This is a genomic window from Roseateles sp., assembly GCF_031397715.1.
GTDB lineage: Bacteria > Pseudomonadota > Gammaproteobacteria > Burkholderiales > Burkholderiaceae_C > Paucibacter_A.
This window is the reverse complement of record NZ_JANNMI010000482.1, coordinates 1-11,446: the sequence shown is the minus strand read 5'-3', so window position 1 is coordinate 11,446 and position 11,446 is coordinate 1. Positions and strand designations below refer to the sequence as shown.

General features: G+C 63.9%; 15 protein-coding genes. 12 read left to right on the top strand and 3 right to left on the bottom strand.

Annotation, left to right across the window (positions count from 1 at the left end):
• The 3 genes from RMO57_RS21465 to RMO57_RS21455 form a co-directional block, all read left to right on the top strand.
• The coding region (locus RMO57_RS21465) for a S1/P1 nuclease (protein ID WP_310390151.1) at positions 1-556 on the top strand (556 nt) is incomplete at its 5' end.
• Between the two features lie 112 nt (positions 557-668).
• A complete protein-coding gene (locus tag RMO57_RS21460) occupies positions 669-1,376 on the top strand; it encodes a hypothetical protein (protein WP_310390149.1) in 708 nt (235 codons plus the stop codon).
• 61 nt (positions 1,377-1,437) lie between these two features.
• Positions 1,438-1,929 carry a hypothetical protein gene (locus tag RMO57_RS21455; RefSeq protein ID WP_310390147.1) on the top strand — a complete coding sequence of 164 codons (492 nt, stop codon included), beginning with the start codon at positions 1,438-1,440 and terminating at the stop codon, positions 1,927-1,929.
• Positions 1,930-1,956: 27 nt separating this feature from the next.
• Here the strand turns inward: RMO57_RS21455 and RMO57_RS21450 are convergent, their stop codons facing one another.
• On the bottom strand, positions 1,957-2,127 hold the full coding sequence (locus RMO57_RS21450; protein ID WP_310390145.1) for a hypothetical protein: 171 nt from the start codon (positions 2,125-2,127) through the stop codon (positions 1,957-1,959).
• Positions 2,128-2,424: 297 nt separating this feature from the next.
• Here RMO57_RS21450 and RMO57_RS21445 point away from each other — a divergent pair, with 297 nt between their 5' ends.
• The gene (locus tag RMO57_RS21445; protein ID WP_310390143.1) at positions 2,425-2,649 is read left to right on the top strand and encodes a hypothetical protein; all 225 of its coding nucleotides are present in this window, start codon (positions 2,425-2,427) and stop codon (positions 2,647-2,649) included.
• 72 nt (positions 2,650-2,721) lie between these two features.
• On the opposite strand, the gene RMO57_RS21440 is transcribed toward RMO57_RS21445, so the two are convergent.
• The gene (locus RMO57_RS21440; protein WP_310390141.1) at positions 2,722-3,288 is read right to left on the bottom strand and encodes a GGDEF domain-containing protein; all 567 of its coding nucleotides are present in this window, start codon (positions 3,286-3,288) and stop codon (positions 2,722-2,724) included.
• Positions 3,289-3,378: 90 nt separating this feature from the next.
• Entirely contained in the window at positions 3,379-4,257 is an 879-nt protein-coding gene (locus tag RMO57_RS21435) for a LysR substrate-binding domain-containing protein (RefSeq protein ID WP_310390139.1), read from the bottom strand.
• A gap of 178 nt (positions 4,258-4,435) precedes the next feature.
• Between RMO57_RS21435 and RMO57_RS21430 the strand changes: the two genes are divergently transcribed.
• The 8 genes from RMO57_RS21430 to RMO57_RS21395 all read left to right on the top strand — a co-directional run.
• Positions 4,436-5,467 carry a putative 2-aminoethylphosphonate ABC transporter substrate-binding protein gene (locus RMO57_RS21430; RefSeq protein WP_310390138.1) on the top strand — a complete coding sequence of 344 codons (1,032 nt, stop codon included), beginning with the start codon at positions 4,436-4,438 and terminating at the stop codon, positions 5,465-5,467.
• 10 nt (positions 5,468-5,477) lie between these two features.
• Positions 5,478-6,575 carry an ATP-binding cassette domain-containing protein gene (locus RMO57_RS21425; protein ID WP_310390137.1) on the top strand — a complete coding sequence of 366 codons (1,098 nt, stop codon included), beginning with the start codon at positions 5,478-5,480 and terminating at the stop codon, positions 6,573-6,575.
• Entirely contained in the window at positions 6,572-7,927 is a 1,356-nt protein-coding gene (locus tag RMO57_RS21420) for an ABC transporter permease subunit (protein ID WP_310390135.1), read from the top strand. The genes RMO57_RS21425 and RMO57_RS21420 overlap by 4 nt, the downstream gene beginning before the upstream one ends.
• Entirely contained in the window at positions 7,900-8,247 is a 348-nt protein-coding gene (locus RMO57_RS21415) for a hypothetical protein (RefSeq protein WP_310390133.1), read from the top strand. The genes RMO57_RS21420 and RMO57_RS21415 overlap by 28 nt, the downstream gene beginning before the upstream one ends.
• Before the next feature lie 12 nt (positions 8,248-8,259).
• A complete protein-coding gene (locus RMO57_RS21410; RefSeq protein ID WP_310390131.1) occupies positions 8,260-8,772 on the top strand; it encodes a YbaK/EbsC family protein in 513 nt (170 codons plus the stop codon).
• Positions 8,769-9,002, top strand: a complete 234-nt coding sequence (locus RMO57_RS21405; protein ID WP_310390128.1) for a DUF1289 domain-containing protein — start codon at positions 8,769-8,771, stop codon at positions 9,000-9,002. Before RMO57_RS21410 ends, RMO57_RS21405 begins: the two co-directional genes overlap by 4 nt.
• 13 nt (positions 9,003-9,015) lie before the next feature.
• Positions 9,016-9,672 (top strand): 2-hydroxychromene-2-carboxylate isomerase, encoded by a 657-nt coding sequence (locus RMO57_RS21400; protein WP_310390126.1) that lies wholly within the window; start codon positions 9,016-9,018, stop codon positions 9,670-9,672.
• A gap of 180 nt (positions 9,673-9,852) precedes the next feature.
• On the top strand, positions 9,853-11,446 hold a 1,594-nt coding region (locus RMO57_RS21395), incomplete at its 3' end, for an MFS transporter (protein ID WP_310390125.1).

Below are 11,446 nucleotides of genomic sequence, written 5' to 3'. Positions count from 1 at the left end.
CGCGCTCGGCGCCGCCATCACAGTGCTGCAGGGCGGCAAGTCGCCGCCACCGATCAACTTCGTCGGCCAGCGGGAGGCCTTGCGCCTGCTGACGCACTATGTGGGCGATCTGCACCAGCCGCTGCACGTGGGCTCGGTCTATCTCACCGACGCCGGTGCGCCCATGGACCCGGCCACGCCGCAGGACGCACGTATGCACGACAACGCCGGCGGCAACAAGATCCTGCTCAAAGGCTGGAAGCTGCACGCCACCTGGGACGATGTGCCCGGCAAGACGACCACCAGCTTGCTGGCCGGCGCCGGCGCCACCCGGGCCCGCCAGGTGCCGGCCACCACCGGGCCGATCGCCAACTGGCCTGCCACCTGGGCGAGCGAATCCATCGTCTCGGCGCGCTCGGCCTTCAAGGGCCTGAAGATCGAGCGCAAGGCGGGCGACCAGTGGCCCGCCACGGCCGAAGAACCCGCCTACCGCCAGTCGCGGGAAGCCCTGCAGGAGGCGCAGATCGTCAAGGCCGGCGCCCGGCTGGCCCAGATCCTGACCACGCTCTGGCCCTGACCCGGCCGCTCGTCCAAGCCGACCCACCCCCCACCTTTGCCGCAACTGCGTTGACGACAGCGCGGGCCTGCTGCAAAGTCCTTTGTCGCTATACAAACGCCAGGAGCACAACATGACCAGCCCGATGACCGCCGCACAGCTCAAGCTCATCTTCAAGGATGCCGACACGGCCTACCTGACCGAAGTGGCCGATGAACTGAACCGCGACCCCGCCGCCTACGGGCTGGACACGGCGCAGCGGCGAGCGCATTTCTTTGCCCAGGTGCGCCAGGAGTGCGGCACCGAGCTGAAGCCCGTCAGCGAAAACCTCAACTACAAGCCCGAGGTCTTGCTTAGCAAGTTCAGCTACTACAAGGGCAAGGAGGCTGAAGCGAAGCAGGATGGCTACTTCCGCAATCCGGCCACCGGGAAGATCGAGCGCAAGGCGGCGCTGGAGACCATCGCGAACAAGATCTACTCCGTGCCCAGCCTCGGCCTGGGCAACGGCAACCCTGCCAGCGGCGACGGCTGGCGCTTTCGCGGGCGCGGTTTCATCCAGGTCACGGGACGGTCCAACTACACCGTCGTCACGCAGCAGTGCAAGAAGCTGTACCCCGCCATGGACGTGGACTTCGTGGCCAACCCGGATTTGCTGGCGGCCACACCAGGCGCGGAACGATCGGCCGTGGGCTTCTGGACGCTGAACAAGCTGCACCTGCTGGCCGACCGCGGTGCTACCGATGCCGATGTCGATCGCATCACCGCGGTGGTCAACAAGAACACCGACAGCTACGCCGACCGGCGCGCCAACTTCGTCATCGCCTTCAATGCCTTCAAGTAGTCTTGTCCTGGCCGCGGCCGCGCTGGCCCTGGCAGGCTCTGCCGCCATGGCGGCAGACCTGATGCCCGCCTCCACCGCTTTGTGCAGCCCACGGCAGCAGGTGGTGTTCCATTGCAGCCTGGGCGCGAAGTCGGTGTCGTTGTGTGCGGTGACGAACGGCCAGCGCGCCACCACCCTCGAATACCGCTATGGCACCCAGGCCAAGCTGGAGCTGACCCAGGAGGCCAGCACCGCCCAGCCCTTCAAGGCCATGCAGTCGCAACTGACACCTGGCGCGCGGGTGCGCCAGGTGTGGTTCGACCGCGGCGGCTACACCTACCTGCTCAGCCAGTGCATCGGCGGCGCCTGTCCCTACAGCGCAGGCCTGGCCGTGCTGCAGGGTGAGAAAGTGGTGATGAACCGGCGCTGCATGCGCACGGCCGACGATCGCGCCAGCTTCGTGCCCGAGCTGGCGCGTTTTGGCGGCGACGCCGCCAGCAGCGAGGCCAAGACCGAGCTGCTGGTGTTCGAAGACATGGACCTTGGTGTCGAGCGCCTGTACCCCACGCGCTGACCGCGCCTGCTGGTGGACATTGCCGCGCTAGGCGGCCGGCAAGTCGTTGAACCTGACGACCACGCCGTTCCGCGTGGGGTAGCAACGGGCGGGGTCGGTGTCGCGGGTGGCGTAGAAGTCCATCGCCTGTTCCAGCGTGGTCACCTTGAAAAAGCCGCACAGGTCGGTGCGCACCGGACGTGCAGCATCGCGTGGCACATCGATCGGCTCGCACCCTGCCGGCTCGCACCACAGCCGCGGCCATCCCCTTCATCCTGGCTCAGATTGCTTGCTCGTTAGCATCCCAGGCCTGCCTGCGCAAAGGCTGTGCGTCACCGAAAAGTGCCGAAAAGGGCCGAAGAGGGCCGAGAAGTGCCGAAAAGGGCCGCGCTGCCGGCTCGGCCAGACTGATCCGTTTGGCCCGAAAGCCAAATTCTTGCGTCATCAGGGCATCACCTTGACCCTCAAGAATAGAGCCCTACAGCGCAGGCTTTCTGCGCACCAGGAGCAGTAAAAATGAAGTCGACGTCCGCTAGGTTCAAGAAGCTCAGGCTACGGCGCCATGCTTCGGTCGTGTGTGCCCTTGTTTGCGCGGGCTTGGCTGGCTTGGCCCTGGCCGGCGGCGACATCCTGGCTGACTGGGCCATCATGCCGGTCGACACTTATGCGCAGCTGCTGGCCGGCTTGGGCGGGATGGGCGGGATGGGATTCTTTGTGGTGCTGCGTAGCAAACGGGATTGACGTTCCAAATCAAAAAAGCCCGGCATTCAATGCCGGGCTTTTTTTCTTGGCGCCGCGCGAGTCAGCACAACATCACAAGCTGGGCCAGACCTCCGCCTGCACATCAAAGCGTGGGTACCAGTCCGAGGGCAGGGCGCCTGACCAGACCCGGTTGTGATGCGGCAGCAAGCGCTTTTTGCCGAAGGTCATGCGCGCATCGGCCAGCGCCAGCAGGCTGCGGGCGGTCCAGCCGGCGCCGACCGGGCTGGCGGCGGCACCCAGCGTCACGGTCAACGGGGTCGGGCCGGTCAGCGCCGCAAACTCCTTCTCAATGGCCAAACGCAGGGTTTCGGCGGTGGCCACCGCGGCCGGCAAATCGGTGGCCGGCAGCAACATCACAAACTCATCACCACCCAAATGCGCCAGGCTGGCGCCCGCCGGTTGCAGCGAGCTCAACAAGGCGGCCGCTCGCGCCAGCACGGTTTGTGCCTGTGCGTGGCCTTGGTCTTCCAGATAGGCCTTGAAGTGGTCAAGGTCCAGGGTCAGCACAGCCAAAGGCTGGCCGGTGGTGCGGGCCGTGGTGGCCGCTTGCTCCATCAGGCTCTGCAGGGCCGGGCGATCCAGCAGGCCCATCAATTGGTCGGCAATCAGATTGGGCATTGAGCACTCCATTCATGAACTGAGAGCCCATAGTATGCAGGCCGGCCGCGTTTGACACCCTCCAAATCCCGATGTTTTTGCGGGCAGTTCCTAATTTGCCGGCACGCACTCCTGCAAGAAGGTTTCGATCAGGCGCGAGGCCCGGCGATCCTTCAGGCAGTAGAGGTATTCGCGCACCAGCGGTATCGGCGCCCCGTCGGGCAAACCGACCAGGGGCAAGACGCGCAGGTCCTGATGTTCGCAGACCTCGTTGGCAGCAAAGATGCAGACCCCCATTTGCCGGATCACCGCCTCGCGCAAGGCCTCACGGCTGGCAATCTCCATACCGCTGAGCGGCTGTACCTGGGCGTTGGCGAGCATTTGCTCGGTCAGCTGACGCGTCATTGAGCCGCGTTCGCGCATCAACAGATGGCAGCCGGCCAAGGCACTCAGGCGCACCTGTTGCAGCCCGGCCAGGGGGTGGTCCTTGTGCACGACCAGGGCCAAGGGGTCGGCGCCCAGCAGAATGCGGTGCAGGCGCGGGGCATCCTCCAGATGTGAGGGGGTGGCGATGTCGACCCGGTACTCCTGCAGCGCATCGATCATCTGGCGCGAGTTGCCGGCCGCCAAGCTGATCTCGACCTGCGGAAAGCGTTGTCGGTAGCGCTGCACGACGCTCAGCACGTAAAAGGGCGCGGTGGCACCAATGCGCAGGCTGCCGCGATGCAGCTCGCCGGCATTGCGCAGTGCAAATTCGAGGTCAATTTCCTGCTGCAAGAGCTGATCAACGCGCGGCATCAAGAGCACGCCGGCATCGCTGATCAAGAGCCGGCCGCCCTCACGGCGGAACAACTCGACCCCGTAGGCCTCCTCCAGGGCGCGGATTTGCGTCGTCACCGTCGGTTGGCTCAGGCCCAGATGCTTGGCCGCCAGCGTCACGCTGCCCCGGCGCGCGACGGTGAAAAACGCCTTCAGCTGGCTGACCAACATGATGGGCATTGGCCGATGGCTACAAAACCCGCCAATAGCTGGTTTGTCAAATTTGCGTCTTTTGACGCGGTGATTTCATCCGTCATGCCTACAGTTTCGCCGATCCGCACGCTGGGTCCCTCGCCTGGCGTGCGGCGCGTGAACCCCTTGAATTTTCTTGCTGAGTCCTGGAGTTGAAATGCGTCAAACATGCTTGAAGTTGGCCCTGTTGAGCCTGACTGCCTTGCTGGCCGGTCCAACCCTTGCCCAAGGCAAAACCGAGTTGCTGGTCTATTCGGCTTTGGAGACCGACCAGATCAAGGCCTACAAGGCCGCTTTCGAGGCCGACAACCCGAGCGTCGAGTTGAAGTTCGTGCGCGAGTCCACCGGCATCATCACCGCTCGTTTGCTGGCCGAGAAAGCCAATCCGCAGGCCGATATGGTGTGGGGCCTGGCCGCCACGTCCCTGATGCTGCTGGACAAAGACGGGCTCTTGCAGCCCTACGCGCCCAAGGGCCTGGAGCAGGTGCGCGCCTCGATGCGCGACCCTCGCGCGCAGCCGACCTGGGTGGGCATGGACCTGTGGTCGTCGGCGATTTGCTTCAACACGGTGGAGGCCGACAAGCGCCAGCTGCCCAAGCCCGCCAGCTGGGCCGACCTGACGCTGCCGGTCTACAAGGGAGTGGTCACGATGCCGCATCCGGCCTCCAGCGGCACCGGCTTCTTGATGGTGTCGGCTTGGTTGCAGACCATGGGCGAGGCCAAGGGCTGGGCCTATATGGACGCGCTGCACCAGAACGTCGGCGTCTACACGCACAGCGGCTCCAAGCCTTGCCGCCAGGCCGGCGCGGGCGAGTTCCCGGTCGGTCTGTCGTTTGACTACCGCGCCAACAAGACCAAAAAGGACGGCGCACCGATCGACATCATCTTCCCCAAGGAAGGCCTGGGCTGGGATGTGGAGGCCACCGCCATCTTCAAGAGCAGCAAGAAGCAAGAGGCGGCGCGGGCGCTGGCCGACTGGGCGGTGACCAAGAAGGCCAACGAGCTGTACGCCGGCAACTTCGCCGTGCTGGCGCTGCCGCAGGTGCAAGAACGGCTGGAATTTGTGCCGGCCGATATTGAAAAGCTCTTGATCAAGAACGACTTCGCCTGGGCTGCCGCCAACCGCGAGTGCATTCTTGCCGAGTGGGCTCGGCGTTATGAAGGGAAGGCAGAGCCGCGCAAGCCTTGAGATTGAAACCATGCTGTCGGTACAACACATCACCAAGCGCTACGGCACCCAGCCGGTGCTACGCGGCATAGCGCTGGACGTGGCGCGGGGCGAGTTCATCAGCTTGCTGGGGCCCTCGGGCTGCGGCAAGACCACTCTCCTGCGCATCCTGTGCGGGATAGAGACGCCCGATACCGGCAGCATCCATTTGCACGGCCAGGACATCACCGCGCTGGCCGCCGCGCAGCGCCGCTTCGGCGTGGTGTTTCAGTCCTATGCCTTGTTCCCGAACTTGAGCGTGGCGGCGAATGTGGCTTATGGGCTCCAGGGCTTGAAGCGAGCGCAACAGCAGTCGCGCGCGCTGGAGATGCTGGAGCTGGTCGGCCTGGCCGATCAGGTGCACAAGTTTCCGGCCCAGTTGTCGGGCGGCCAGCAGCAGCGTGTGGCCTTGGCGCGTGCCTTGGCGCCGCAGCCGCCGCTGCTCTTGCTGGATGAGCCGCTGTCGGCCCTGGACGCGCAGGTGCGCGTCAGCCTGCGGGCCGAGATCCGCCGCTTGCAACAGCAGTTAGGCATCACCACGCTGATGGTGACGCATGACCAGGACGAGGCGTTGTCGATGTCGGACCGCGTTGTTGTCATGCACAAGGGTCAGATCGAGCAGATCGGCACGCCGCAGCAGCTCTATGCCAGACCGGCGAGCGAGTTTGTGGCCGGCTTTGTCGGCAAGATGAACCTGCTGCCGGCCTTGGTGGTGGCACGCAACCGGGCGCGCGTCGGTGAGCAAGAGCTGCACTGCGAGATTGAGCAATTCAAGACCGGCAGCCCGCTGCTGCTGGGGCTGCGGCCCGAGGCCATCGTCTTGCGGGCCTTCAATGACGACGCGGTCATGAATCCGTCCACGACCCTGAACCGCTTGTTAGCCGAAGTGCTGGAGACGGTGTTCTTGGGCCCCTGCACTCTGGTGCGGCTGCGCTGCGCCGCCATGGGCGGGCTGGTGATCGAGGCCGAATTGCCGACTTCGACCGACGCCCGCCTGCCGGACTGGCTGCGCGGTCAGGTCTTGATGGAGCTGCCCGCAGCGAGTATTCGCGGCTTGGCGCAGCCGCTGTCGATGTTGCGCGCCGCATGAGGACGGGCGAGCGTGCTCCCTTGGCGCTGCTGCTGGGCGCCGGCCTCTTGGTCTTGAGTGTCGGCATCGCCTTGCCTGTTGGCAGCTTGCTGGCGATGAGCTTTTACGCGGCGGACGGCAGCTTCGCCGGCCTGAGCAACTTCAACAGCTATTTCGGCAGCCCCAATGTCGGGCGCTCGCTGTTCAACAGTCTCTATCTGTCGGCCTTGAGCGCGGTCATCAGCGTGGTCCTGGCTTATGGCTATGCCTATGCGCTGACGCAGACCTGCATGCCGGGCCGGCGCTTTTTTCGCGCGGTGGCCTTGCTGCCGATTTTGGCGCCCTCGCTGTTGATGGCGATCAGCCTGATCTATCTGTTCGGCAACCAAGGCTTGTTGAAAAACGTCTTGGGTTTCGAGTCCATCTACGGCCCGCCCGGCATCGTCATTGGCTCGGTGCTGTGGACGCTGCCGCATGCCTTACTGATTATGTTGACGGCCTTGGCCACCAGTGACGGCCGCTTGCATGAGGCGGCGGCCAGCTTAGGGTCAGGCCGTTGGCGGATCTTTCGCACCGTCACGCTGCCGGCCAGCCGCTACGGGCTGCTGATCTCGCTGGTGGTGGTGTTTGTGATGGTCTTGACCGACTTCGGCGTGCCCAAGGTGATTGGCGGCAACACGCAGGTATTGGCGACCGATATCTACAAGCAGGTGATTCAGGGTGCTGCCTTGACCGTGCGCGCCGTGCCTTATCAGCCGAAAGCTTGGGGCCGCCTGGATGGCGCCATGCTGCTCTATTGCAGCGTGATCGCGCTGCTCTTGATTGGCGTGATGGGCGTGGCCGTGTTTGCGGCGCTGGCGACCTACTGGCCTTACAACTTGGCGCCGTCATTCAATAATTTCCGCTTCGACATGCTGGACGGCGGCGGCTGGGCCAGCTACGGCAACTCGATCAAGCTGGCGCTCGGCTGCGCTGTGCTGGGCGCTTTGCTGACCTTTTTGAGCGCCTATCTGGTCGAAAAACCACGCCGTTATGCGGGCGGGCGCAGCCTCTTGAATGCCGTCGCCAGCCTGCCGATGGCCGTACCGGGCTTGGCCTTGGGGCTAGGCTATATCTTGTTCTTCAACGCCGGCTGGAACCCGCTGCATGGGCTGTACGGCAGCTTGAGCCTGTTGATCATCTGCACGGTGGCGCATTTCTATTCGGTCGCGCACGTCACCCAGCTGGCCGCGCTGCGGCAGTTGGACCCCGAGTACGAGCTGGTGGCGGCGTCGCTGGGCGTGCCGTTTTGGATCACGCTGTGGCGCAAGGCTACAAGCCCGACAACATCGTCTGCGCCGGCGATATGGCCAGCGCAAAGCCGGGCCCGTTGATGATGGTGCGCACGCTGTCGGATCTGGGCGTTTGGCCGCCTGCCGCAGTGGTCAAAGTGGATGACACGGTGCCGGGCTTGCTAGAGGGCAGGGCGATCGGCGCCTGGGTCGTGGGCCTGGCCGTGACCGGCAATTGCCTGGGCCTGAGCGAAGCCGAGTGGCTGGCGACAAAGCCCGCGCAACAAGCGCTGCTGCGGGCACAGGCGCGCCAATTGCTGCTGGACGGCGGCGCGCATTTCGTCATCGACGGTGTGGCCGATTTGTTGCCGCTGATCGCCGAGATTGAAGCCCGCATGGCCGCGGGCGAATCGCCGGCCTGAGACAATGGCCGCATGAGTGAAATTCAAAGCAGTAGTGAGCGCCCCGAGGGCTTTGTGCGGGTCAGAGCGGCGCTGGCCGAGGCCCGCCATGCCCATGCGCCGCAGTGGTTGGAGGTGGCCGCACGCACCTCGCAGGAGGCGGCCGATGCCTTGGGCGTGAGCCTGGGGCAGATCGCCAAATCGGTGGTGTTCAAGCGCAAGTCGGACGAGGCGGCCGTGCTGGTGATCACCTCGGGCGACAAACGTGTGGACGAGAGCAAACTCGCACCTCATACGGGGCCGCTCGGCCGCGCCGACGCGGACTACGTCAAGGCGCGCACTGGCTTTTCGATCGGCGGTGTGTCGCCCTTGGGCTTTGCGCCGGCCGCTGATGCGCCGCTGCCCTTGCTGTTCGTGGATCAAGAGCTGTTCCGGTTCGAGGTGATCTGGGCTGCGGCCGGCCACCCTAACGGTGTGTTCAAGCTGTCGCCGGCCGAGCTGGCCGCCTTGACCGGCGCGCCGGTGATCGATGTGGTGCAAGCATGACGGCCGTTGTGAGCCCCTCGGCCGTCAAATCGCCTTGCACCAACGTCTGCAAGATCCACCAGCCGACCGGTTGGTGCGAGGGTTGCGCGCGCTCCATCCCGGAAATCAAGGCGTGGTCCAAGTCCGACGACGTGGCTCGCTTGCAGATCATGGGCCGCTTGCCGCCCCGGCGCGAGCAGCTGTTAGCCCTTGGCATCTGCAGCGCCGCCGAACCCACTCACGAGCCTTGAAAGGCCATCAAAAATGAAGCAATTGCGTTTCTATTTCGACCCAATTTCGCCCTATGCGGCGCTGGCTTTCGAGCGCCTGCCCGAAGCCTTGAGCGGCATCAGCTACAGCGTCGAGTACCAGCCGATTCTGTTCGCGGCCTTGCTGCATGCCTTGGGCCAAAAAGGCCCGGCCGAGATTGAACCCAAGCGGCAATGGACCTTTCGCCAGGTAGCCTGGGCGGCGCATCAGCTGAACATCCCCTTGCAAGTGCCGGCGCAACACCCGTTCAACCCGCTGCCGCTCTTGCGCTTGGCCTGGGCCTGCGCACCCGCCGGCGGCACGCCGAACCGCCTGCAAGTCGAGCAAATCTTGCGCCATGTCTGGCGCGGCGACGGAGCCGATGCGAATCAAGCGGAGCGCTTGACCAAGCTGACGCAAGACTTAGACCCGCAGCGCGATGTGGCCAGCGAAGAGATCAAGGAGGCCTTGCGCAACGCCACCGAACAAGCGCTGGAGTTGGGCGTGTTTGGTGTGCCCACGGTTGAGGTGGATGGCCGCTTGTTCTGGGGCTTGGATTCGCTTGAAATGCTAGCGGCTTATTTGCACGGTGACCCTTGGTTCGAGGCGGGCGCATGGGACGCAGCCGCCAAGCCGCGGCCGGGTGTGCGCCGGGCCAGCGCCGCCAAGTGACCAGGATTTACCCTTGATCTGGATTAAATTTCACATTAAGAAATATAAGCCAAGGGTTGCAGCCGGGTTTGTAAGCGAACGTTCAGCGCGGCGTCAGAGTGGGGTCAGAGGGTGCTTCCATAGTTGCTACCAAGAGCTGCCGGTCGGTGGTTCTCGGGCAAATATTTGGAGACATCCACCATGGCAACTGCAACAGCAGTCTCCACGAGCAACACGCCAATGACGGGTGAAGAGAAGAAGGTTATCTTCGCCTCCTCGCTGGGCACCGTGTTCGAGTGGTACGACTTTTATCTTTACGGTTCGCTGGCACCCATCATTGCCAAGCAGTTTTTCTCGGGCCTGGACCCGCAAGCGGCCTTCATTGCGTCCTTGCTGGCCTTTGCCGCCGGCTTCATCGTGCGCCCCTTCGGCGCGCTGGTGTTCGGCCGTTTGGGCGACATGATCGGTCGCAAGTACACCTTCTTGGTGACGATTCTGATCATGGGCCTGGCGACGTTTATCGTCGGTATCTTGCCCAACTACGCCACCATTGGCGTGGCCGCCCCGGTCATCTTGATCGGCCTGCGCATGCTGCAAGGCTTGGCGCTGGGCGGTGAGTACGGCGGTGCTGCAACCTATGTGGCCGAACATGCGCCGCACGGCAAACGCGGTGCTTACACCTCCTGGATTCAAACCACCGCGACGCTGGGCTTGTTCCTGTCGCTGATGGTGATTCTGGGTACCCGCACGCTGATCGGCGAAGTCGCCTTCGGTGAGTGGGGCTGGCGTGTGCCTTTCATCGTGTCGATCTTCTTGCTGGCGATCAGCGTCTGGATCCGACTGTCGATGAACGAGAGCCCGGCCTTCCAGAAAATGAAGTCCGAGGGCAAGACCTCCAAGGCGCCGTTGTCCGAGTCCTTCGGCCAGTGGAAGAACCTGAAGGTGGTCTTGCTGGCGTTGTTCGGTCTGGTCGCCGGCCAAGGCGTGGTCTGGTATTCGGGTCAGTTCTATGCTTTGTTCTTCTTGACCAGCGTGCTGAAGGTGGAAATGTCCTCTGCCAACATCATGGTGGCGATCTCGCTGCTCTTGGGTACACCGTTCTTCGTCATCTTCGGCACCTTGTCGGACAAGATCGGCCGCAAGCCCATCATCATGGCCGGCCTGCTGCTGGCCATCGTCACCTACTTCCCGCTGTTCAAAGCGCTGACCAATGCCGCCAACCCTGACTTGGCCAAGGCGCAAGCCACGGCGCAGATCACCTTGACGGTGGACATGTCGACCTGCTCCTTCCAGGGCAGCCCAATCGCTCGTGAGGTTGACTTCACCAGCAGCTGCGACATTGCCAAGCGTGCGCTGGCTCAGTCGTCCGCCAGCTACGAAACGCTGCCTGGCCCTGCCGGCTCGGTTGCCGTGGTGATGATTGGTGACAAGGTCGTCAATGGCCTGAATGCCACCGTGATGGCCGGCGGCCACAAGTTCGACGAAGCCAGTGCCAAGGGCATTGCTGCGTTCAAGAAAGAGCTGAGCGACGCGATGAAGGCTGCCGGCTACCCCGCCAAGGCCGACCCTGCCAAGATCAACCAGCCGATGGTGGTGGCGATCCTGTTCGTGTTGGTCTTGTACGTGACGATGGTCTACGGCCCGATCGCCGCGATGCTGGTGGAGATGTTCCCGACCCGCATTCGTTACACCTCGATGAGCCTGCCTTATCACATTGGTAACGGCTGGTTCGGTGGACTGCTGCCGTCCATCACCTTCGCGATGGTGGCGCAGAACGGCAATATCTACCACGGCC

What these genes read in the sequence shown, in the direction of transcription:
- RMO57_RS21440 (WP_310390141.1), bottom strand. Translation starts at nt 3,288, where the DNA reads ATGCCCAATCTGATTGCCGACCAATTGATGGGCCTGCTGGATCGCCCG.
- RMO57_RS21460 (WP_310390149.1), top strand. Translation starts at nt 669, where the DNA reads ATGACCAGCCCGATGACCGCCGCACAGCTCAAGCTCATCTTCAAGGAT.
- RMO57_RS21400 (WP_310390126.1), top strand. Translation starts at nt 9,016, where the DNA reads ATGAAGCAATTGCGTTTCTATTTCGACCCAATTTCGCCCTATGCGGCG.
- RMO57_RS21405 (WP_310390128.1), top strand. Translation starts at nt 8,769, where the DNA reads ATGACGGCCGTTGTGAGCCCCTCGGCCGTCAAATCGCCTTGCACCAAC.
- RMO57_RS21455 (WP_310390147.1), top strand. Translation starts at nt 1,438, where the DNA reads ATGCCCGCCTCCACCGCTTTGTGCAGCCCACGGCAGCAGGTGGTGTTC.
- RMO57_RS21410 (WP_310390131.1), top strand. Translation starts at nt 8,260, where the DNA reads ATGAGTGAAATTCAAAGCAGTAGTGAGCGCCCCGAGGGCTTTGTGCGG.
- RMO57_RS21415 (WP_310390133.1), top strand. Translation starts at nt 7,900, where the DNA reads ATGGCCAGCGCAAAGCCGGGCCCGTTGATGATGGTGCGCACGCTGTCG.
- RMO57_RS21445 (WP_310390143.1), top strand. Translation starts at nt 2,425, where the DNA reads ATGAAGTCGACGTCCGCTAGGTTCAAGAAGCTCAGGCTACGGCGCCAT.
- RMO57_RS21430 (WP_310390138.1), top strand. Translation starts at nt 4,436, where the DNA reads ATGCGTCAAACATGCTTGAAGTTGGCCCTGTTGAGCCTGACTGCCTTG.
- RMO57_RS21425 (WP_310390137.1), top strand. Translation starts at nt 5,478, where the DNA reads ATGCTGTCGGTACAACACATCACCAAGCGCTACGGCACCCAGCCGGTG.
- RMO57_RS21420 (WP_310390135.1), top strand. Translation starts at nt 6,572, where the DNA reads ATGAGGACGGGCGAGCGTGCTCCCTTGGCGCTGCTGCTGGGCGCCGGC.
- RMO57_RS21435 (WP_310390139.1), bottom strand. Translation starts at nt 4,257, where the DNA reads ATGTTGGTCAGCCAGCTGAAGGCGTTTTTCACCGTCGCGCGCCGGGGC.